The sequence below is a fragment of the Sphingobium sp. ba1 genome, assembly GCF_000743655.1.
Classification (GTDB): domain Bacteria; phylum Pseudomonadota; class Alphaproteobacteria; order Sphingomonadales; family Sphingomonadaceae; genus Sphingobium.
Map to the genome: position 1 here is coordinate 744,609 of NZ_JPPQ01000069.1, position 20,849 is coordinate 765,457.

The window sequence follows — 20,849 nt, forward strand, 5'->3', positions numbered from 1 at the left end:
TCGATGGTGCTGCCGTTGACGACTTCGGCGGCGCTGCGCAGCAGCTCGATACCGCTTGATCCCAGGCTATCCTTCGCAAGTGGCTCGCCCGGTCGGCTTTTGATTTCGAGATAGACCCCTGGGAGACCGTCCGACGTTATAGCTGGGAGTTGGTCGATTGCTTGCAGGAGAGCCTGCGCGTGGCTGCTGCGATTGAGGACGTCACTTGGCTTCTTGCCGCTGCCCCCGCCCTTGGCCTGAAACGGATGCGGCTTTCCGAGGTCTTTTAGAAGAAAGTGAGGTAGATTCCGTGGCATTCGCGCTTCTTCCCAACCCCTGCAGCGAGCGACGACGCTCCAACGAGTTCACCAAATCAACCGTCGTTATGCTATTGCGATCACCAAGAACCGCTCGCCGCGCCGCGTCTTCGGCGGCAGCCACGACATCGGCCGTCGACAGCCCGATTGCGCAATCGGTAACCTTTTCCCAGGACAGGCGTGCGTGGGAGAAGCCGATAAGGCGTCGTTCGAGAGCTTGGCGGATCGATGCCGCATCGGGCAATTCGTACGACAGGACGAGATCGAAGCGGCGCAGGACTGCCCGATCCAGGATTTCGGCCAAGTTGGTCGTGGCGATGACAATCGAAGGGCCGGTGTCCTCTTCGAGAAACTGGAGGAACGAGTTGAGCACCCGGCGCGCTTCACCCACATCATTGCCATCGCCCCTCGCTGCGGCGAGAGCATCGATCTCGTCGAAGAGATAAACGCCCCGCGTCGATTTGATGGCGTCGAACACGAGCTTCAGTTTCTGGGCGGTCTCGCCCATGAACTTTGTGATGAGACCATGGAGCATTACCGAAAATAGCGGAAACTGGAGTTCGCCGGCGAGACTGTGCGCACTCATCGTCTTTCCAGTGCCCGGAGGCCCAGACAGCAGAATGCGCCGCCGCGGCTTGAGGCCCTTCTCTTCGAGCTTCTCACGCATGCGGGTCTCGAACACTATATGCGCCAGCTCTTCCGCGATTAGCGGTGGGAGAATGACGCTGTTCAACCGCTCGCTGGGATAGGAGGCGAACAGAAATTCGGCGAGATCACCACGTGGAGCGGAGATTGGCGTGAGGTTCGGCTTTCGCGAGGCAGGAGGCGTTTGGCCGGCATTGGCCCACTGCCGAAGCGTCTCAGCCAAGCGCTTGTGACCCTTTTGCTCCTCTGCAGCCGACAGCTGCATAGCAAGATCGAAGAATCGATCGGAATCCCCCTCCGCGTGGCTCTTTACGAGGCCTATGAGCTGCTGCGCTGATGCCATTTCCATTATGTATCGCGGAATAGCTCGCGATACACCCCCCATTTGCCTATTTAGATAGGCCACGAAGATTGCCGGACGTCAATGCGAACTGACGCGTTTCTGGGCGAATGGAGGTTATCGCGTGTTGGTCATCTAATAGCTGGCATGCCGCTATCGGCCCAGTTTTGTCATTCCACGATGAGGTGCGTGCAACGCTCAATGTGCGCTCCTGGCGAGACCAGACGTTCGACATGGGGCTCGGGAACGACTGTAAAGTCCCACAAGCCGATCAGAACCCGCACTGATCAAAGGTAGCCATTTGGGCCTTGACCATACCGCTCCCGCGCCACCGGCAGAGGCCACCAACAGCGCCGCCGCGCAAGCGGCGACCGCAAGGGTCAGCATCGCTGACCCGCGCCAGACGATCATCACCGCCAGGCCGAGACCCGGCAACGGGGCTCGGCGGCGAGAAGCCTAGCTTCGAGCCGTAGAGCGCGGTCGCGCCGCTTCACCGGCGCGAGGCGCCAGCCCTATCGTCACACGGTAGGCATCGCCGCTGTCACGCGAAGAATCGGCAAATCACCCCCTCCGCCCCATCAATTGCCGCCAGCCGCCACGCGCCATGCAGCCAGCCTCGCGGACCAGCCGACGCACCCGCGACCGCAGCGAATCCGAAGATCCCGTCCAATCCTGCGCCACGCGCGCGTCCCCGAACAGGGCGGCACCGATGTCGCGCTGGCTGGCCCCCTGCCCGAGCGCATCATGGACGCGGAGCATATCGACCAGCCGCGCGATCTGCGGATCGGGGGGAAAAAGCGACCGCGAGAATTGCCGCCTGCGACACAGGTCGAGAAACCGGCGCAGCGGCAATAGGCGCCGCTGCGAAGACAGGATGCCCTGCAAGCGGAAATGCAGCAGGACGGCTTGCTGTCCTGTCAGCCGCCCTTCCTCGATATCGATACGGATATGATGCCAACCGTCGGACAGGACGGCATGTTCGCGTCCCTCCCTGCCGATGGCAACGGCGAGCCAGGGGGCGATGCGGTCGAGATTGAGGCTATCGGGATCGGCCGGATCAGCGGAAATTGCGGCGACGGCCATCGTCCCTGGATCGAAATCGGCATGCCAGATGATCCGGGCCTCGGGCGCTGCGCGGCTCGGATGCTCGGCGAAAGTGCAGCCCCCAAAGGAGCGGCTCGGGATCGATGCCGCGCGTGGCCGTACTGGCCCGCACATGCCAGGCGATATAATCGGGATCGCGGCGCAGCCATTCCCACATGAGGCCGGCCCGGTCGATCCCGCGCAGTCGCGCATAGCCTGCGGCATCCCGCCAATCGAGCGAAGGGCGTTCGCTGGTCGGCAAATTCACCGGCAGCCTCTGCCGCCGGCGAGCAAGCGATGCCCAGACCATGCCGCACCGACTATGGACTCGCCATGGCAGCGTTGTGCGCACGCCAAGGCCAGCGCCGGTCTTTTTCCATAAAAGCCGTTATGATATGACAATTTTGTTACTGGAGTCGTCGGGTGCTGACATGAGACACCAGCGCCTGGCCCGATATGTCGGGAAAGGGCGAACGCCGGACACGCGGTGACTTGAGACACTGCCGGTGATCGCGACATCGTCTTATGAGACTGTCCAATATGGCGACGCACTTCAGACGCGTCGTGGATGCCGTGGCGAACGGCGATGATTTCGCCGCGGCCATGAAGGGGCTGACGGATCAGCTCGGCTTTCAATATTTTGCGCTGACGCATCATGTCGATCTCGCCAGGGCCAGCGGCGGCGCGATCCACCTGCATAATTATCCGACGCAATGGGCCGATTATTATCATCGCCATGCTTTGGCCGTGACCGATCCGGTCCACCGCGCGAGCCATGTGGCGCGCGTCGGCTTTCCCTGGTCGCACATGGCGGAGATGATCCCGCTGTCCGGCCGCGATCGCCGCATATTGGCATTGGGTCGCGCACAGGGCATCGGCGATGGTTTCACGGTGCCGGCGGTCCACGTGCCCGGCGAAGCGCGCGGCTCCTGCTCGTTCGCGAATGAAGCTGGCAGGCCGCTGCCGCATGACATGCTGCCTTTGGCAGAGGTCGCGGGTCTGTTCGCCTTCGAGGGTGCCAGGCGGCTCTGGTCGATCGGCAGCCTGCGGCAGGCTCCACCGCACCCGATGCTCACCGACCGGCAGCGGGACTGTGTGCTCTGGGTTGCGCGCGGCAAGAGCGACTGGGAAATCAGCCTGATCCTGAAGGTGGGCGAAGAGACGGTGGCCCGCCATATCAAGCAGGCGTGCGAGCGGTATGGCGTGAACAAGCGGACATATCTGGTGATCCTGACGCTCTTCGACGGAACACTGACCTTCTCGGATATTTTCCGCCGCCGATATTACCCTTTTCCGGAATAGCGGCCTGACCCGTCGCGAGGCGACCCTGGACCAATCACGGCCAGGGAGCCCCTATCATGCTGCATATCCGTCAATCCGCCGCGCGACCGGCCTCGGACGCCGTCCTGCGTTCGATGTTCGCCGCCCGCAAATCCGTCTTCGTCGATCTGCTCAAATGGGATGTGCCGGTGCTCGCAGACCGCTATGAGATCGACCAATATGACGACGCCCATGCGACCTATCTGATCCTGGCCGACCCCGACGGGACCCATCTGGGATCGGCGAGACTCCTGCCCACGACACGCCCCCATATATTGGGTGATTTCTATCCCGACCTGTGCGAGCAGGCACCACCGCAGGCACCGGACATCCAGGAGATCACCCGCTTTTGCCTGGATCGCCGCCTGCGGGCGGCGGAGCGGCGGCAGGTCCGCGATACGCTGGTGACCGCCCTGGTCGACCATGCCCTCGCGCACGGCATCACCGCCTATAGCGCCATTGCGGAGATGGGCTGGTTGCAGCAGATCCTTGCCTTTGGCTGGCGCTGCACGCCGCTCGGCCTGCCGCGCATGATCGACGGGACCATGCTCGGCGCGCTGCGCATCGACATTGCACCCGATAAGAAGGCGCTGCTGGCCGAGCGCGGTATTGTTGCGTCGCCGTTGCGTATCCACCAGCGCGTCGCAGCCTGAGGGAGACGCCGCCATGACCGTCTCCATCACTCTCTCCCAAGCGATCGCGCGCCACGCGACCGAACTTAAGACGCAAGGCTATTGCCTCGTCCCGGATGCCCTGCCGGCCGCGGCCATAGCGGCGCTCGACGCGGATCTGGCCGACGATTTCGCCCGCACGCCTTTTGGCCAGGGCCATTTCTATGGCGAAACCACGAAGCGCTTCGGTCGGCTCCTGATCCGGTCAGACCATGCCAGGGCGCTGGTCCAGCATGCACTGATAGTCGGCATTGTCGAAACGATCCTGTCGCCCTGGTGCGACTGCATCCAGCTGAACACGACCCAGGCGATCGCCATCCATCCCGGTGCCCCGGCTCAGTTGCCCCACCGGGATCAAGATATGTGGCGGGGTCCGGTCGGCGATATCGAATATCTTGTCAATGTGATGTGGCCGCTGACGCCGTTCACGCCGGAAAATGGTGCGACCCTGATATGGCCGCGCACTCATGGCGCCAACGCGCTGGACGCCGAACCACCCGAGGCACCGTTGCCTGCCGAAATGGCGCCGGGCGCGGCGCTCCTCCTGCTGGGCTCGACCCTGCACGGCGCGGGTGCCAACATCACCAACACGGTCCGGCGCGGCGTTGTCGTGGGCTATGCGCTCGGCTGGCTCAAGCCATATGAAAATCCCTGGCTGGCCTATCCCCCCGCGATCGCCCGGACCTTTCCGCCCGCATTGGCAGGGCTGGTCGGCTATCGCCAGCACCGGCCCAATCTCGGCAATTATGAGGGCCAATGCCCCTCTATCCTGCTGGGCGACCAAAGCGGCGCGCCGCTGGGCGCGATCGATGCGCTGCGGCCCGACCAGCAGGCGGTGGTTGATGCCCATGCGCATGACCAACAGGCGGCATCATGAATGCGGGCCCGACCGTCGAACGGGTCCATGACGCGCTGCGCCAGCGCATCATGCGCCGCGACTATCGGCCCGGCGACCGCCTGGACCCGGCCGTCCTCGCCGCGCCGCTGTCGTCGAGCGTGACGCCGGTCCGCGACGCGCTCCATCTGCTGACCGGGGAAGGCTTGGTCGAAACGCGCACGAGCGGCGGCTTTTATATTCCCGCCCTGGACGAACCGGCCCTGAAAGATCGCTACGACTGGTCGGCTCAATTGCTGGTGCTTGCGATCCGCGCATGGCCGGGCGTGAGGACTGCGATCATGCCGACCGCCATGGAAGAGTTGCCATCGATCGCCGATCGCACCGGCGCGATCTTCCTGGCGATCGCCAGCCGGTCGGCCAATGGCGAGCATGGTCGCGCCATCGACCGGCTCAATGCGCGCCTCCATGCTGTCCGCTCGGTCGAGATGCACATACTCGAGGATATCGAGGCGGAACTCGCGGCGATTGTGTCCGCCACCGGCCTTGGCGAGCGCGACCGGCTGCGACGCCTGATCTTGGTCTATCATGGCCGTCGGCGTCGGGCCGCCGCCGCCATCGTCCGGGCGGTCTATCGGGCCGAATGACCCCGTCGTCCAACCTGCCAGCCAAACAATATCGATATAGAATCGGTATAAAATTCGGATAGCGAAACGGGCTTCCTACACTGCCATGGCTGCATGTCGCAGCATGACAGAAGGAGTCCATCATGGAACGCGAAGACACTTTGATCGACCTCGGAACCGCAAGCATCGAGACCAAGGGACCGGGCGGCATCGCCGGCGATGTCGGCCTGAACCAGGAACTCACCGGCCTGTCGGACGATTGATGCGGTGGCGCGCGGCTTCGGCCGCGCGCCATTGTGTCGGGCATCTCCCATGGCTGGCTATAGGCTCCGCACCGGCTTGAGCTTCTGCCGGATCGACAATCGAACGCTGTTTCTCGACCTCCCGGCGGACCGCTATTTCGGCCTGGGCGGGCCGCTCGACACAGCGTTCCAGGCGCTGCTCGACACGGGCGCTGCCGATCCCGCGCTGGCGACACTGGTCGAGAGGGGCCTGATCATACCCTGTCCAGAAGGCGGGCTTCCGGTCCCGTGCCCTACCACATCCCCAGGGCCAATCCTGCCACCGCCATCAGAGCCCCCCGCCCGCCCCTCGCTACTGGCCATAGCCATGGCGCTGGTCGCTCGGGTGCATTGGACCTTGCGCGTACGCTATTGCCCACTCGCCGCCAACATCGACCGGCTGGCCCGGCGCAAGGACGCCCCTGCCTTGAGGCCGCGACCGACATCGGCGGCGATCGCACGGCTGGCGGAGGCGCACCGCCGCGCAGGGCTGATCCTGTCCGCGCGCGACCAGTGTCTCCCCACATCCATGGCGCTGATGGCCACCCTGACCGCGCGAGGCGCCAACCCCACCCTGGTGCTGGGCGTCAAGCTCGATCCGTTTCAGGCGCATTGCTGGGTCGAATTGGCAGGCACCGTCCTCAACGACGCGCCCGACCATGTGCGGCCCTTCACCCCGATCAGGCGGGTGTGATGGAAGCCTATCTCATCCTTGCCAGCAGCATGGCGGACCCGGCATCGATCCCGGCCTGGATCAGGTCGGCGATCGCCGACCGGCCAGACCTTGAAATCGTGATCGACGAAGCCGGGCTGCTGGTCGCGACGACGCCGGGCCTCACGCCGGCCAAAATGGCGTGCGAGGGCGAATGGGTGCTGGGGGATATCTTCCAGCGGGGGACCAGCGACCGCGCGCATTTCAAAAGCGGCACGACGACATCGGCGTCCATGCGCCCGCAGGAACTCATGCGGCGCTATTGGGGCCATTATGTCGCAATCCTGCGCGACGGTCCCGCCACCCTGGAGATCGCGCGCGCGCCATTCGGCCGCCTGCCCTGCCTCTACACGCAACGCGATGGCCTGATCCTGATCGCGTCCGACCTCGCGCTTCTCACCTTGGCGGGGTGGATTCCGACCGGCCTCGACTGGAGCGCGATCGCCCATCGGCTGGCGTTCCAGAATATCGCCTCGCCGACGACCTGCCTGTCGGGCGTGACGGACCTGCGGGGCGGCGCCTGCCTGCGGATCGGCGATGGCGCCCTCACGGTGACACAGGCCTGGACGCCGTGGGACCATGGTGGCCGCCGCCATTGGACCGATGATCGCGACGAGGCGGCCGATGCCCTGCGCCGGGCGGTCACGGCGGCCGTCCGCGCGAGCCGTGGCGATGCCGAGCGCGCGCTCCTCATGCTTTCGGGCGGTCTCGATTCTTCGATACTGGCCGCGACGCTCGCCAGCCAGGGCGGCGCCTTCGCATGCTTCAACCTGTCCAGTCAGGGCGGGGTCGGCGACGAACGATCCTATGCCCGCGCGGTGGCGAGCCATCTCGGCGCCTCGATCCTCGAAGCGGAATGGGACGTCGGGCTGGTCGATTTCAGCCGCTCCCATGCGGTGGGATTGCCCAACCCCGTGGGCCGCAGCTTCATGCAGGGCACCAATGCGCTCCTGGCGCAAGCGATTGCGACATCCGGCGCCGATCTGTCGATCGATGGCGGCGCGGGCGACAACGTCTTCTGTGCATTGCAGTCGGTCGCCCCGGTAACCGATGCGCTAGTGCGCGGCGGGCGGCTGCACGAGGCCTGGACGGTAGCGCTCTCGATCGCCTCGCTCGCGCAGGTCGGTGCGGCGACGGTTTTTACACAAGCGATCAAACGGGCCTTCCGATGCTCGCCCGCCTATCGCTGGCATGGCGAAACCCAATATCTGGCGTCGGCGATGGTCAGCGACCAGGCGATCATCGCCGGGCATCCCTGGTTGCAGGCGCCAAAGGGGGCTGAGACCGGGACGGCCGCGCACATCGCGCTGATCGTCGCCGCCCAGACATGGGCCGAAGCCAGCGACCTGCACAGTCCGGTGCGCCATGCCTCGCCACTGGCCACGCAACCGGTCGTGGAGGCGTGCCTGCGCGTCCCGAGCTGGTGGTGGTTCGAGAACGGGCGCAATCGCGTGATCGCCCGCAAGGCCTATGCCGCCCGCTTGCCGGCGGAGATCATCGAACGCCGATCGAAAGGCTCCCCCGACGGCTATATCGCCGCCCTGTACACCGCCAATCGAACCACCATCCGCGCGATGCTGCTCGACGGCCGATTGCGCGCGGCGGGCATGCTCGACGTGCCCGCGCTCGAACGCGCGCTCGGCGAAAGCGGCCCGCTGCGGGGCACCGCTTATCACCGGCTCATGCGCCTTGCCGATGTCGAGGCCTGGATCGCGGGCCGGTCCTGACTGCGGCTGGCCCTCCCCTGCTCTTGGCGGAGCCTTTGCCACCGCGCATATTGCGCCGCCTTGTGCGGGTCCGGATCGACCGTGTCGCGTAGCCAATAGTCGAACCAGTCGAGATTGCGTTCATAGATGGCGAGCCGATGGGCGGGCTGCCATTTATTATGATATTCGTCCGGAAACACATAGAGGTCGACCGGCTTGCCCTGTTCGCGCAGCGCGGCATAGACGTCGATCGCGGTGAGATATTCCCGGTCCGCCAGTTGCATGAGCAGGGGCGTGTCGATCGACGCCGCATTCTGGATCAGCGACCCGGGCGCCCAGAAGCGACGGTCGTCGGCGGTCGCCGCAGGCCACCCCTGCCCGCGCATGCTCCGGGCAAAGGCAGGGCCGAATGTCGCATTGACCATCCAGGGCTCAAGGCAGCAGGTGCTGACAGCTGCCGCAGCGAAGCGACGGCTGTTGATCAGCGCGAAGCCGACCGTACTGGACCCGTCGCTCAATCCGGTAATGCCGATGCGCGCCGGATCGGCGACGCCGAGGTCGATGACGCGCTGCACCCCGACCATCACGGCCGAGTGCAGGCTGCGCCGCTCGGCCCAATTCGCTGTATTGGCGGCGTTCAGCCGGTCCGGGTCGGTGGCGTTCGCATCGGCCTCGGCGACGAAAGGCGGACGATGCAGGCTAAGCACGGCAAAGCCACGCGCGGCAAAGACATGGATCGGATATTCATTGCCCGTCGCCCCGCGCAGGAAGCCACTGCTCCAATAGGTCGTGACGATGAGCGGATGGCGCATACCCGGCCTGTGGCCAGGCGGCAGGACCAGGTCGCCGCGCACCGCGAGCCCGCGATCGTTCCGCCAGCGGAGCCGCTGGACCTTGCCGAAACGGATCGCGCCAAAATCCGGATTGGGCACATAGAGCGTCTCGGACTTGCCCGTCCGTGGATCGATCCGCACGATGTGGCGTGGCACGGTCGCGCTCTCCGCCAGGCAGACGAGTTGCGCCTGCGCCAGGACGCAGCCATCAAGCACCCCGCTCGTGCGCAGGATCGCACGCGGCTGGCCCGCCCCGGGCTGCCAGCGATACAGGACAAGATCGCCCAGGTCCCTGCCTTCGCGCCGCAGGAACAAGAGCGGACCGCCTTGCGGCATCCACCACAGGCCGGTCAATTTGCCGCGGCAGGCCGCGACGGTGCAGGCGACAGGATCACCCGACGCCAGGCTTGCCTGTAGCCGAAGGGGGCTGAGGATATTCTCGCTACTATGCGCTGTCCAGGCGCGGCGGCCATCGCCTGCCTCGGCGGCAGGCAGCGGCGCGGGCGTGTTCAGCCGGTCGGGCGGCAGCTCCACAGAGTCATCGCCACGGACCGGGCGCACGGCCAGGCTGGCGATATCGACCGCATAGTGGGACAGGGGCGTCGTGGCGACCGGCAACGGGACCGGGCTCATGGCCGGCACGAAGCGGTCATCATAGGGATAGCCCGTCAGCGCCGCATTGGCATCTGCGGCCCGCTCGGCTAGCTGTCCGGTCCGGGCCGCGTACAGGAGCGTTTTGACGTCGGCCCGCCAGACGAACTGCTCGATATCGACGGGAGACTGGGTGAGCGGATGCGCCATGCCGCCCTCCGCACGGGCGACCCAGAGCTGCGTCACGCCCTGGTCCCGCCGCAGATAGGCGATTGAGCGGCCATCGGGGGACCAGGACGGCGTTATCACCGCAGGATAGCCGATGGGCGTGATCAGTCCCCGCACATTGCCAGACGCCAGGATCATTTCGCCGCCCTGGTCGATAAGGCGCGGTCGGGCGCCGACGACGAGGTCCATCACTGCGAGCCCGACGCAGATGCTGTTCGAGGCCGGATCGGGCCGGCTGATGTTGAAGGCGATACGGGTCTGGTCGGGGGCGACGGCTAGCGGGCTGGGTCCGCCGAGCAGCGCGCCGTCGGGTCGACCGATGTCGCGCAGGCGCGCAAGATCGAGAGACGTGATCGATCGCTTCGGCCCCGTCGGCTGTGCCGCACCCGGCAACAGGTCGGCGCAGCGCGCCCACCCCGGTGACGAAAGCGCGAGCATCATCACGCACGCGCCGAAAAGGCCCGTCTTCCCAAGCGCCACCCTTACCATCTCTTGACGAGCTCGAACGCCACGAAGCGCCCCACCGGGGAATAGTTGGTCGAGTCATAGGGTGTGTCATAATAGAGGCTGGTCGCGATCACCGCAGGCGCGACGTTGAACAGATTCTGGATCGAGAGACCCACTTCGACGCCGCCCAGCGGCCCATGGCCGCCTTCGATCCGGTAGCGTGCGCTGACATCGGCTATGGTCATCCCGCGGACCCGCCCGGCAGAGGCCGTGCGCTGATCATCGACCCCGCCAATATGGCTGAGCGTGACCGCCAGGCCCAGGCCGCCCTTGTCCCAGCTGGCCGTCCCGCGCCCGCGCCAGTGCGGCGGATTGAACAGGGTGCCGGCCAGTTGCTGGACCGGCTGGCCCGCCGATATCTGCTGCTCGCTGTCCAGATAGGTCGCGCTGGCCGACAGGTTTAATCGCCCATCTGCGAGCGCTGTCTGATAGCGCGCCTGCACGTCGATCCCGCTGATACTCTGGCGGCCGGCATTGACGTTGCTATTGTCGATGATCGCCACGACCCTTGAAGGATCATAGGCCGACGACGTGGCATTGAGAAACTGGTCGGCGCCCGCGACCAGAGCGGCCAGCTGCGCGGCGGTCGGCGACAGCGAGACCTGTCCGCTATTGGACGGATTGCTGAGCGCTTGCGAGGCGATGGGGATCGGCGTCACGATCCGGTTGACATAGCGCGTCGAAAAATAGCTGACTTCGAGCGACGCGCCGGGCCATGCGGGCGGATGCAGCGCCAGCGTGCCGGACCAGCTGCGCGCCCGCTCCGGCTTGAGGTCGCTGTTGCCGCCGGTGAGATAGAGCGCCGTCGATCCCGCCGGATAGCCGGTCCCGCCAAAGGTGGTGACGGGATAGAGCAGCGCCTGCTGGATAGAATAGAGCTGGATGAAGCTCGGCGCGCGGAACGACTTCCCCCAGCTGGCCTTGAGATCGAGGACATCATTGGGCGCATAGATGACGCCCAGCTTGGGCGTGACGATATCGCCGATCTGGCGGTAGCGCTCATAGCGCAGCGCCGCGCTCAGGTTCAGCCGGTGCACCAGCAGCTGGCCCATGTCCGGACCGACGAGCGGCAGATTGAGTTCGCCAAAGGCGTAGCGACTGTCCTGCGACGGTCGGGCATTGTTGATATTGCCCACGCCCCGGAAAATCTCGAAATCATTGGCGCGGATGCCCGCCCCGACCGCGAGTTTCGCAGGGCCCCCCGGCAGCGCGAACAAGGGGCCATCGGCAGCGACTTCACCCGTGACGGTCTGGTTGTTGTAGCGGCCGGAGGCGGTGCTGGCGAACTGGTCGTTGCGGAAGGTGTCGCCCTGAAAATAGGTGCGTCCCTTGCCGAACGTCCCCGACAGGCTGAGCTGCCAGGGGCCAAGCGCCAGGCGCGCGGCGCTGGCGAGCGCGAGCATATTGGAGTCGAAGGTCTGCCGCGTGCGACTGACGGCCAGGTCCCCGGCCGCGTTGAGCGGATAGGTGAACGCCCCCTCACGATCATTATAGAGCGCATCCGCCTCGATCGTCAGCGTGTCCGTGATATCCTGGTGGACGCTGGCGACGATCGCGTGCCGCTGGCTGGCCGGTAGGATGGTCACGTTGGGCCGCACCTGCGCATAATCGCGTTGGTTCGTCAGGAGCGCCGTGTTGCGATTATATTCATAGGCCACGAACCCGCCGCCGCCCTGCCAACGCCCGCCGGCAAGAATGGAGTAGCGCTGCTCGACATCGCCGCCGTCGGTCGCGCCAGCAAGCCGCGCCCGGGTTTCGACGCCATCATAATCGCGCTTGAGCATGACGTTGACGACGCCACCGACTGCGTCGGATCCATAGATGGCCGAGGCTCCGTCGGCGACGATCTCGATCCGATCGACCGCCGCCAGCGGGATGGCGGAAATATCGACGCCCTGTCGCGCCGAATCATAGGGCACGCGCCGACCATTCAAGATGGTAAGCGTCGCATCGCTACCCAGGCCCCGCAGATTGACGGTCGATCCACCACCGACATTGCCGCCCGTGCTGGAGGGGACATTGAAACCGACGCCCGGATTTTGTCCGCCGCCAAAGCTCTGCGGCAGGCTGCGTGCCACCTCGCCCAGGTCCGCCAGGCCGCTGTCCCGGATCGTCTTTTCGCTCAGGATTGTGACGGGCGAAGCGCCCGCCGCCCCGCGAATCCGACTGCCCGTGACGATGATCCCCGGACCATCGCTTGCCGCTCGCCTGTCGCCACGCGCCTGCTCCGGGCGAACGACATAGCCGCCATCGACCCGGTCGAAGGTCAGCCCAACCCCCTGGATCAGCCGGCGCAGCGTGTCCTCGACCGTGAAACGGCCCTGGATCGCTGGCGCGGGATGATCCCCAATCACGTCCGCGTCGGCGAGAATGGTGCTGCGAGACTGCAGCGCCAGCGCCTTCAGTGAACTGCCCAGCGGTTGGGCAGGCAGGTCGATTGCCATCTGTTCGGCCGGCTGAGCCGCCGTCGCCGTGCCGGTCATCACGGCGACCGTAATGATCGCTGAAAAAAATCGTATGTCCCCAAAGTGCGTCATTGTCGTCTGTCTCCCCCCAGGCCGCTAAAGGGCGGGTTGTGCGAGAGACGACCGCAGCCAAATGCACCCGACAGTTATTTTCGGGTGGCAGGTGATTTTTTGGGCGAGGGATGCAGAATGAGACGATCGGGATGCGAGGCATCGACGGCAAGGCCGAACATGGTCGCGATGGCCTGGGCGAACTGCTGGGGATCCCGCGCGCGGAAGGCACCAGTCACGGAGAGAATGGCAAGAGCCGGATCGCCCAGTTGCACCTGCCTGTGATTATAGCGGTTGATGGCAGCCACTGCGGTTCCGAGTGGCGTCTTGTCGAGCGCGACCATGCCCGACACCCAGCGGGCTTCGGCCAAGGAGCGCGCTCGCGGCACGGCGTCCGCGCCCATGCTGCTGGCTTCGCCGGCTACCAACGATTGCGTCGCAACGCCGCCGTCCCTGCCCTCCTTCTGCAATGCGATGTCGCCCTCGATCGCCGCCACGGTCGGCTCCGACCCAATCACGCTGACATCGAACACAGTCTGGTGCGCCACGATCTCGCCGCCCGAAACGGCGACGGTGAACGACCGGCGATCTTGCGCCACGCTGAAACGGGCTCGGCCCTCCGCCAGTTCGAGCCGACGGCGATCCGGCGTGAACCGGACCCTGACCAAGGTCGATGTATCGAGCGTCAAAGTAGAGCCGTCCGCCAACCGAACGGTGCGAATCTCGCCGACCGCGGTCCGATAGGTAGCCGCGTCGGCCGCTGAGACGAGGTCGAAGGGGCCGGCATGCCGGACCGTGGCTAGCGTCCCCACGCCCAGGATCGCGGCAACACCCAGACTCACGGCCCCCACATGCGTACTGTGGCGCATCAGAAACGGCGCGCGAACGAGCTTGCGGCTTCGCCCCACCTTGCTATCGGCCAGCAGCTCGCTGTCGCGCCAGGCGCGCGCCGCCTCATCATAAGCTGCCCGATGCCGGGGATCGGCGTCCAGCCAAGCGAGGAAGGCCCGTTCGCCATTCGGATCGGCACCCGCTTGTCGACGAGCCAACCACGCCCCAGCCGCATCGTGCACGCTGCGCGGGATCGAGGACCGCTCAGCGTCAGTCATGATCGCGCAGGTGCCTGCCCAGTTGCTTGATCGCGCGACTCATCTGCTTCTCGACGCCCCTTATGCTCAGCCCGGTCTGCTCGGCAATTTCAGCATAACTATAGCCGTCGAGACGGCATGCGAGAAAAATCTGCCGGGTCAGCGGCTTGAGCCGTAGCACCGCCGTCTCGATCCGCGCCAGCCGATCGCGGGCTTCGAGCGCCGCGATCGGATCGGCATCCGCCACCGGCGCATCCTCGATCGCCATGTGAAGGTGCAGGCTGGTCCGCTCGGCGGCCCGCGCATCGTCACGGACAAGGTTGCGGGCGGCCTGGCGGAGATAGGCGCCCGGCGACGCGATCGCAGCGGATTGATCGTCGGTCTTCCCCGCCATGCGCGCAAAGACCTGCTGGACGATGTCCTCGGCCCGATCCTCCGCTGTCCGGCGCGCCAGAAATCGCAGCAAGGCCGGACGCTCGGCCCGATACAGCGCGCCGAGCAAATCTCTCGGCGTCGCAACCCGATCATGATCAGGCGGCAGCGGGTCGCGTTCGTCCAAAGGCAAGCGCGCGGCGCCTATTGCGGTCGACATCTCGGCCCACAACCTGCGCCACTATGCGCTGCATTCTTCATCGGCATGGCCTCCGTGCAATGAGCGAGGCGATGCCGACAAGAGCCGGGTGTAGAGAACATGCTTGAGACATGCGCCGACGCCTTTGGCCGCAAGCGGCTTGGACATGCGCGTCGGCCACCCGGCCGCGTCGATGGCGGGTTCGTTTCTTCCCAAGCGAGGTTCTCAAGCCTCGGCGTCGCCTTCGCGACGCGGAACAAGACTAACATCCTGATTCGGAGAAGCAATACCGATGGGACGATTTGCAAAGTGCGCGTATATGGCGAGCGGGAGATCGACCACGATCCCGCCTGTAATCGTTTCCTGGCTTCCCAGCGAGCACTCGACTGCGTCATGTCGAACAACAGGATCATTATGCGCGAGCGTTTCGTGCCTCGCTTTTTGCGGGATTTCGTTCAGGCGCGAGAGAAGATTTGAGGGAAATCGCACGAACGGATCGGGATGCTGACAAAATCAGTTGGAATTGCAGTGTTTCAGGGGATCATTCCGCGATACTCATATTTTCAATCCGGATTTGAGAAAAATTTGCCGCCATTCACGCAAACTGACTTTTCCAATCGCGAATTACCAGGAACGCCGGGTCTTGGGACAATCCCGCCGTTCCCGCTAGAACTTCAAAGCGGCAGGTTCCGCTTCAAACCCAACACTCGGTCTTACGCTGACTGGCATAGCACAACTGCGGCAAGTGACCTGTAGCCGGTCGGGGCGAAATCCAGAAATTGCGGGCCACCTTTCATTGCGGCTATTTCAGCCACGCCCATGATGGCCGCGCAGCAAGTGGAGAGCCAGCGCCGCAATCCAGATCGCCAGGGTGAAGTGAAGCAGATTAGCCTTGCTCGACCAGCCCCCATTCCACAACTGGGCGCTGAAGGCGATCCCACCGATCGCGTTAATCACGCCGTGCATCCATACCGCCGCCAGCGTGCTGCGCCGCGTCAACAACCAGATCTGCGTCATCAACAACGACAGGCCCATAAGCGTTACCGTATACGCGGGCAGGTAAAAGGCGAAACTGTGACCGTCGCGCCAGTCGGGCAGTATCGCCATGATCGGCAGGTGCCAGGCGGACCAGATCACGCCGAGCATCAGCGAAGCTGGTACCTCTCCCAGCCGGTCGAGTAGGCGAGGCAGAAGATAGCCACGCCACCCGCCTTCCTCGCCCAGCGGACCGGCGCCAAGCACGGCAGTGACCACACCGTTGAACACCACCGCCGGGAACAGCGTGAGATAAGACAGAGCAGGCGGCACGCCTTCCATCGGGACCGGCGCATAGCCGAGTGCCACGGTTAGGCCGAGTACCGCGAGAGGTAGCGGCAGAGCGATTGCCGCTGCTCCTGCCCAGCCCATGCGCCAGCGCAGGAAGCCAGCCACCCATTCGCGCAGCCGCCCTTCGCGAGCGCTCAAAACCGCGCCGGCCAAGCCTGGACCGAAAGACCCGGCATAGACCGCAATTACCATCGGCGTAGCGGTGAGCGACGTTGGACGTCCAGCGGACCACCACACACCCAGCCAGACTATCCAGCTAAACCCGAAGGCAAGTGCGAGAAAGGCTGCAACATTGGAGGAACGCGCGGCTGGATTTGCGCGCAAGGAAGCAGCCCCGGAATCGAGGTTCATCTTATTCGCCCTTTCTTGTATTACAAGGTATTGAAGTAAATTTTTACACCGTGCGAACCGTACGGCGCAGCATCCGCGTGAGGATTGCATAAAGCAGCGCACAGAGCGCGAGCGTCAGCGGCACCGACCATAAGCCGAGCAATTCCTGACCCCCATCTTGCGACACCATGCCGAAAGTGAGCGAGCCGTCTGCCCCACGGATCAGCCCTATGTGGTTGCCAAAAAACGGCTTGAGTACAGTCATGACGGCGAAGATGCCTAGCAGCACATAGCCGAACGCAAAAAGTGCGGCGCGCAGCGCACGGCCCGAGCCGGACCGGATTGCGTGATAGAGCCCGCGCGAAATCAATGGTATGGAACCGCTGGCCGTGCCGCGGTCGATTAGCTCGTCGGCGAGCATCGGGCGGAGGAAGTCCGCCGGCCGACCGAGCCGGTCTATTGCGCGCTGCAAACGCTCAGCCTCGCCGCCCGGGCCTTCCTCGCTGGCGAAGCTGTCCGCCAAATGCGCGCGAAGATCGTCCGCCAGCTCCGCCGCGCCGGGCCCGATCAGCCCGACCAGCCGATCGACCTCAGCGAAATAGGCGTTCCAGAGCACGAGAGTCTCGTTATGGGTAAAGACAGGGGCGAACGCAGGCATCATTGATTGGTCTCCGATGTGGCCAGCGCCTCTACCGAGGCGACCAGTTTAGCCCAGCCGGCGGTCATTGCGGCAAGCATCTGGCGGCCATGCGGCGTAACCGAGTAATATTTCCGCGGCGCACCGCCATCCCCCTGCGCCAGGCGCGACTGGATCAAATCCTCTTTCGCGAGCCGCAGAAGAAGCGGGTAGATCGTGCCTTCCGATAACTCGAGCGAGGATCGATTGGCGATCCCGGAAATCAGTTCGAAACCATATTTCTCTCTCTCGCGCAGCGACAACAGGATGACGAGTTCGAGCACGCCCTTGCGCAACTGGGTTTCCCAGCGCGCCACCGAATCATCCAGCCAAGTCGATGTCTGTGTCATGGATACCTTGTATAACCATGATACTTGCATTGCAAGGGTTACTGTTTTCAGCCGATCGCGCGTCGCAGTTTAAGGCGAGCCGTTCGCACGATTAGCCGGCGGCTCGATCCCCATTCCTTTGACAGCGCTCGCCCCATGCGCGCCTCCCTCTGCGAGCCTGCCGTATTTCAGCGGGCGAGAATTTCTCCCTGTTTGATAGCTAGTCTTGGTGCCCGAAGCACGGCTAGATCATGTGTCGGATCGGCATCGTAAGCGACAAGGCTGGTTTCGGCACCTTCTGCGAATATACCGATGCGCCGCTCGGGAAACATTGCCTGTGGCGTGATCTTGGTAGCGAGTCGCAGTAATTCGCCAGTACCAAATACCTTCGTCGCGTTCATCGCTTCGATCTCATCGACCACTGATCCGTCGAACAGATCGCTACCAGTCAGCATCGGAACGCCCGCCGCTTTCAGGCGGGCAAGATTGTCACCGATGACAGCCATAAGCGCGACGCGATCTTCGGGATGAGCCTTGAGGTAGTAGCGCGTCACTGCGACGGTCGGGATCACCACGGTCCCGCGCCGCTTCATATCGGCGATCGTTTCGTTGGACAGCCTGAGGTCGGCTGCGCTTAGGCCGCTGGGGATACGGGTATTGAGATGTGCGACGATATCGACGCCCGCAGCGACGACGCGGGCGATGTCGTCGGCACTGTCGACGTGCGCCGCGACGCGCGCGCCGATCGCGTGCGCCCGTTTGACAACCTCTGGAAGCAAAGCTGCGCTCATGCCACGCTGGCCATAGCTTGACGGGTCTTTGCGCTGCGCTGCTGCATGCGCATCGTCAACGACTATAACTTTGATCAGCTTGGGCTGGCTTTCTGCGATCTTCGGCCATTTCGTCGCAAGGTCGGTGTGGGTGTCGATCGCCCAGAATGCCTTGTCGATGAAATCCTCGGGCTTCTCCGGCATTCCGGCCTGCCTGGCACCCGCCAGCGCGAGGCCCAGAGGGTGCCCGTCCGAACTCGACAGCGTCGCCTCCGCCCATAGGACATCCACGCGTCCCGGGCCACCGAGCAAACCTCGATGTCCGGAAATCTCATCGGCGTTCGCAGCCAATTGCGCCGAATAGAAGATGCCGCGTCGCAAATAATCGTCGGCGAAAGTGGCTGCGGACCATGCGTTCTGGAGATTGTGATTATGTGCATCGGCCAGAGGCGGAAGCACATAACGCCCCTTGAGATCGATCCGCACATCAATTTGTGTTGGACGTTTGCGGGTCATCAGCCCGTCAACGCTATACCAAGTGTCCTCTACAAAACCATCGCCGTCGAACCAACGTCCGCCCTCAAGTGCAAGAACCGTTTTTGGTGAAGCAACGGCTACGCGCGGCGCTCCTGTGATTTCGCTTGAACCGGCAGTCAAGGGCGTGGATGCAAACAAAAGGGCAAGGCAAGGGACGGCAAAGCGGATCATGATAGCTCCTCAAACGGTTCGCCACCGCTAGCCCGTCTGTCGTGCCTTACCCGCGGTTATGACGTGAGCTGGGGCGCAGCCGTCGTGAACCGGTCACCGCGCGCCTAGCGCCGCATCGAGGTCGCCACGGTAAGATCGGCTGAACCGAACCCGTTTGCCGCCAGCCAGCTCCAGCTCACCATCGCCGTTACGCTTTGTCTCCATTGCGGTGACCAGGCTGGCGCGCACGACGACCGAGCGGTGGACACGGACGAACCCAGGTCCGAGGCGCGCGAGCAACGAAGCGATGGGCTGACGCACCAGATGCACCTCACCTCCTGCATGAATGCACTGATAATGGCCTGCACTTTCCACCGCCGCGATCAGTTCGGTTGCAATAAAACGCGTCGAGGCCCCATCGCGGATCTCAATCGGCGCAGGCGGCCCGCCATGCCGTGACTGACGCACGCGTCCCAAGGCGCGAGCGAGATCGGGCGCTGTGATGGGCTTGAGTAGATAGTCGAACGCCCCCTGCCGGAATGCTTCGACGGCCGCCCCCGGGTCTGCGGTCAGATATACCAGCGCTGGTGCCTTCGCACGCTCGGCCAATTCGCTCCCGAACTGCGTTCCCTTCCCGTCGGGCAGGCAAACATCCAGGAACACGAGGTCTAACCCTTTCGAGGCAATCTGCTGTCGCGCCTCGGCCAGGCTAGCGGCTTCGATGACCGCACCGATATCCGAATGCGCCGTGAGCAAACGCAGCAGTGCGGCACGCGCCAGCGCATTGTCCTCGACAACCAACACTGACAGGTCAGGCATCTGGCAACTCGAGCACGACGCTGAACCAAGTACCGTTTCGCGCTACCGTCATTCGAAACCGGTCCTGATAAAGGATCGCCAGCCGCTGCCGCACATGATCGAGTCCTGAGTTGAGCCCGTTTGAGGCACGCGCAACGGCAGGCGCAGGGTTTCCGATCTCGATCCGCGTCGCGTGTGGCGCAGCCGTAACTTTCAGGTCAACCTGCCGCGTGCCATCCGGCAGCGTTTCGCCATGCGTCAGTGCATTTTCCACGAGTGGGATCAGAATACGTGATGGCAATAGCCTTTGCCACATACTGTCGCCCACCGCGCGCCGATAATCGAGCCTTCCGTTTAGTTGGCGGTAGAGCAGCAAATGCTCGTCGACCGCGCCCAGTTCGTCGGCCAGCATGCACATCTCGTTTTCAGCCGTCAGACCACTGCGCAGGACATTGGCCAGCGCGGACAGAGCTGCCTCCGCGCGATCGGCGGATAGGTGCGCCATCTGGGCGATTGATCCCAGCGCATTCATCAAAAAATGCGGGCTCAACTCGGCTCGTAGAGCGCGCAGTTCGGCACGCGCGGAGCGCGCCTCCTGATCGCGCGCCCGTCCGGCCCAGACAAAAGTCTGGCCGACCGCGATCACCGCAACATAGGTCGGCACTGCGAATAGGGACGTGACGATGATCCGCCGCGCTAGCGCGGCCAGCGGCTGCGGCGGCCCAAACAGCGACGATGAAATCAACGCGATGGCAGCTTGGATTGCGGGCACCACCAAAGTCAGTAAAGGGATGACGGCAACTCCTGTCAGCAACAACGCAATGACCGACGATGCGTCGCGCCCTTCTCCCAACGGATGCCGATGGCATAGCCGGAACAACCTCCGGGTTGCCAGAGCCCAAGGCAGGAAGCTGGCGAAGCAAAACGCGGTCGCGACGGCAAGTTCACGGAGACTGGGGCTGGCGCCAGCGGCAAGCGCAGCGGCGGGGCCCCACGCTAGCGCAACGCATGACCAAGCAAAGGCGATCCAAATGTATGGCACACGACGTTCGGCTTTCGTCAGTATTTTCATATGATGCCGATA

At 64.3% G+C, this 20,849-nt stretch carries 21 protein-coding genes; 8 read left to right on the forward strand and 13 right to left on the reverse strand.

The features are described from left to right. Positions 1 to 201 precede the first annotated feature (201 nt). The 3 genes from IL54_RS06575 to IL54_RS24590 form a co-directional block, all read right to left on the reverse strand. The gene (locus tag IL54_RS06575; protein WP_237748800.1) at positions 202 to 1,164 is read right to left on the reverse strand and encodes an AAA family ATPase; all 963 of its coding nucleotides are present in this window, start codon (positions 1,162 to 1,164) and stop codon (positions 202 to 204) included. Positions 1,165 to 1,842: 678 nt separating this feature from the next. Further along, positions 1,843 to 2,364, reverse strand: a complete 522-nt coding sequence (locus IL54_RS22170; protein ID WP_052027581.1) for a DNA -binding domain-containing protein — start codon at positions 2,362 to 2,364, stop codon at positions 1,843 to 1,845. Further along, a complete protein-coding gene (locus IL54_RS24590; RefSeq protein WP_162182207.1) occupies positions 2,339 to 2,632 on the reverse strand; it encodes a transcriptional regulator domain-containing protein in 294 nt (97 codons plus the stop codon). Before IL54_RS24590 ends, IL54_RS22170 begins: the two co-directional genes overlap by 26 nt. Positions 2,633 to 2,904: 272 nt before the next feature. On the opposite strand from IL54_RS24590, the gene IL54_RS06590 reads away from it, so the two are divergent. The 7 genes from IL54_RS06590 (at position 2,905) to IL54_RS06615 (ending at position 8,536) form a co-directional block, all read left to right on the forward strand. Then, the gene (locus tag IL54_RS06590) at positions 2,905 to 3,666 is read left to right on the forward strand and encodes a LuxR family transcriptional regulator (RefSeq protein ID WP_052027582.1); all 762 of its coding nucleotides are present in this window, start codon (positions 2,905 to 2,907) and stop codon (positions 3,664 to 3,666) included. A gap of 56 nt (positions 3,667 to 3,722) precedes the next feature. After that, entirely contained in the window at positions 3,723 to 4,337 is a 615-nt protein-coding gene (locus tag IL54_RS06595) for an acyl-homoserine-lactone synthase (RefSeq protein ID WP_037474175.1), read from the forward strand. A 13-nt stretch (positions 4,338 to 4,350) separates the two neighbouring features. Next, positions 4,351 to 5,232 carry a phytanoyl-CoA dioxygenase family protein gene (locus IL54_RS06600; protein ID WP_037474177.1) on the forward strand — a complete coding sequence of 294 codons (882 nt, stop codon included), beginning with the start codon at positions 4,351 to 4,353 and terminating at the stop codon, positions 5,230 to 5,232. After that, positions 5,229 to 5,837 carry a GntR family transcriptional regulator gene (locus IL54_RS06605; RefSeq protein ID WP_037474179.1) on the forward strand — a complete coding sequence of 203 codons (609 nt, stop codon included), beginning with the start codon at positions 5,229 to 5,231 and terminating at the stop codon, positions 5,835 to 5,837. Before IL54_RS06600 ends, IL54_RS06605 begins: the two co-directional genes overlap by 4 nt. Before the next feature lie 122 nt (positions 5,838 to 5,959). After that, the gene (locus IL54_RS24000) at positions 5,960 to 6,079 is read left to right on the forward strand and encodes a benenodin family lasso peptide (protein WP_017181796.1); all 120 of its coding nucleotides are present in this window, start codon (positions 5,960 to 5,962) and stop codon (positions 6,077 to 6,079) included. A 49-nt stretch (positions 6,080 to 6,128) separates the two neighbouring features. Beyond that, a complete protein-coding gene (locus IL54_RS22175) occupies positions 6,129 to 6,791 on the forward strand; it encodes a lasso peptide biosynthesis B2 protein (RefSeq protein WP_052027583.1) in 663 nt (220 codons plus the stop codon). After that, a complete protein-coding gene (locus IL54_RS06615) occupies positions 6,791 to 8,536 on the forward strand; it encodes an asparagine synthase-related protein (RefSeq protein ID WP_037474181.1) in 1,746 nt (581 codons plus the stop codon). The genes IL54_RS22175 and IL54_RS06615 overlap by 1 nt, the downstream gene beginning before the upstream one ends. Here the strand turns inward: IL54_RS06615 and IL54_RS06620 are convergent. The 4 genes from IL54_RS06620 to IL54_RS06635 form a co-directional block, all read right to left on the reverse strand. After that, positions 8,482 to 10,608 (reverse strand): Atxe2 family lasso peptide isopeptidase, encoded by a 2,127-nt coding sequence (locus tag IL54_RS06620; protein ID WP_237748801.1) that lies wholly within the window; start codon positions 10,606 to 10,608, stop codon positions 8,482 to 8,484. The genes IL54_RS06615 and IL54_RS06620 overlap by 55 nt on opposite strands. 41 nt (positions 10,609 to 10,649) lie before the next feature. Continuing rightward, the gene (locus IL54_RS06625) at positions 10,650 to 13,211 is read right to left on the reverse strand and encodes a TonB-dependent receptor (RefSeq protein WP_037474187.1); all 2,562 of its coding nucleotides are present in this window, start codon (positions 13,209 to 13,211) and stop codon (positions 10,650 to 10,652) included. Between the two features lie 74 nt (positions 13,212 to 13,285). Then, complete coding sequence (locus IL54_RS06630) at positions 13,286 to 14,299, reverse strand: FecR family protein (RefSeq protein ID WP_037474189.1); 1,014 nt, start codon at positions 14,297 to 14,299, stop codon at positions 13,286 to 13,288. After that, complete coding sequence (locus IL54_RS06635) at positions 14,292 to 14,843, reverse strand: RNA polymerase sigma factor (RefSeq protein WP_237748803.1); 552 nt, start codon at positions 14,841 to 14,843, stop codon at positions 14,292 to 14,294. The genes IL54_RS06630 and IL54_RS06635 overlap by 8 nt, the downstream gene beginning before the upstream one ends. Positions 14,844 to 14,969: 126 nt before the next feature. Here IL54_RS06635 and IL54_RS06640 point away from each other — a divergent pair, with 126 nt between their 5' ends. Continuing rightward, positions 14,970 to 15,326, forward strand: coding sequence for a hypothetical protein (locus IL54_RS06640; RefSeq protein WP_037474194.1), 357 nt, complete (start codon positions 14,970 to 14,972; stop codon positions 15,324 to 15,326). A gap of 330 nt (positions 15,327 to 15,656) precedes the next feature. Here IL54_RS06640 and IL54_RS22180 read toward each other — a convergent pair whose 3' ends face one another. The 6 genes from IL54_RS22180 to IL54_RS06670 all read right to left on the reverse strand — a co-directional run bounded on the left by IL54_RS22180 (position 15,657) and on the right by IL54_RS06670 (position 20,837). Then, positions 15,657 to 16,526: a CPBP family intramembrane glutamic endopeptidase gene (locus tag IL54_RS22180; RefSeq protein ID WP_162182208.1), complete on the reverse strand. Its 870-nt coding sequence runs from the start codon at positions 16,524 to 16,526 to the stop codon at positions 15,657 to 15,659. 43 nt (positions 16,527 to 16,569) lie between these two features. Beyond that, positions 16,570 to 17,166, reverse strand: coding sequence for a hypothetical protein (locus IL54_RS06650; protein ID WP_037474197.1), 597 nt, complete (start codon positions 17,164 to 17,166; stop codon positions 16,570 to 16,572). After that, positions 17,163 to 17,531 carry a PadR family transcriptional regulator gene (locus tag IL54_RS06655; protein WP_037474200.1) on the reverse strand — a complete coding sequence of 123 codons (369 nt, stop codon included), beginning with the start codon at positions 17,529 to 17,531 and terminating at the stop codon, positions 17,163 to 17,165. The genes IL54_RS06650 and IL54_RS06655 overlap by 4 nt, the downstream gene beginning before the upstream one ends. Positions 17,532 to 17,698: 167 nt before the next feature. Next, the gene (locus tag IL54_RS06660) at positions 17,699 to 18,988 is read right to left on the reverse strand and encodes an amidohydrolase family protein (protein WP_156106147.1); all 1,290 of its coding nucleotides are present in this window, start codon (positions 18,986 to 18,988) and stop codon (positions 17,699 to 17,701) included. Positions 18,989 to 19,081: 93 nt separating this feature from the next. Next, entirely contained in the window at positions 19,082 to 19,786 is a 705-nt protein-coding gene (locus IL54_RS06665) for a LytR/AlgR family response regulator transcription factor (RefSeq protein WP_037474206.1), read from the reverse strand. Continuing rightward, the gene (locus tag IL54_RS06670) at positions 19,779 to 20,837 is read right to left on the reverse strand and encodes a sensor histidine kinase (RefSeq protein ID WP_081912813.1); all 1,059 of its coding nucleotides are present in this window, start codon (positions 20,835 to 20,837) and stop codon (positions 19,779 to 19,781) included. The genes IL54_RS06665 and IL54_RS06670 overlap by 8 nt, the downstream gene beginning before the upstream one ends. Between the last annotated feature and the right edge of the window lie 12 nt (positions 20,838 to 20,849).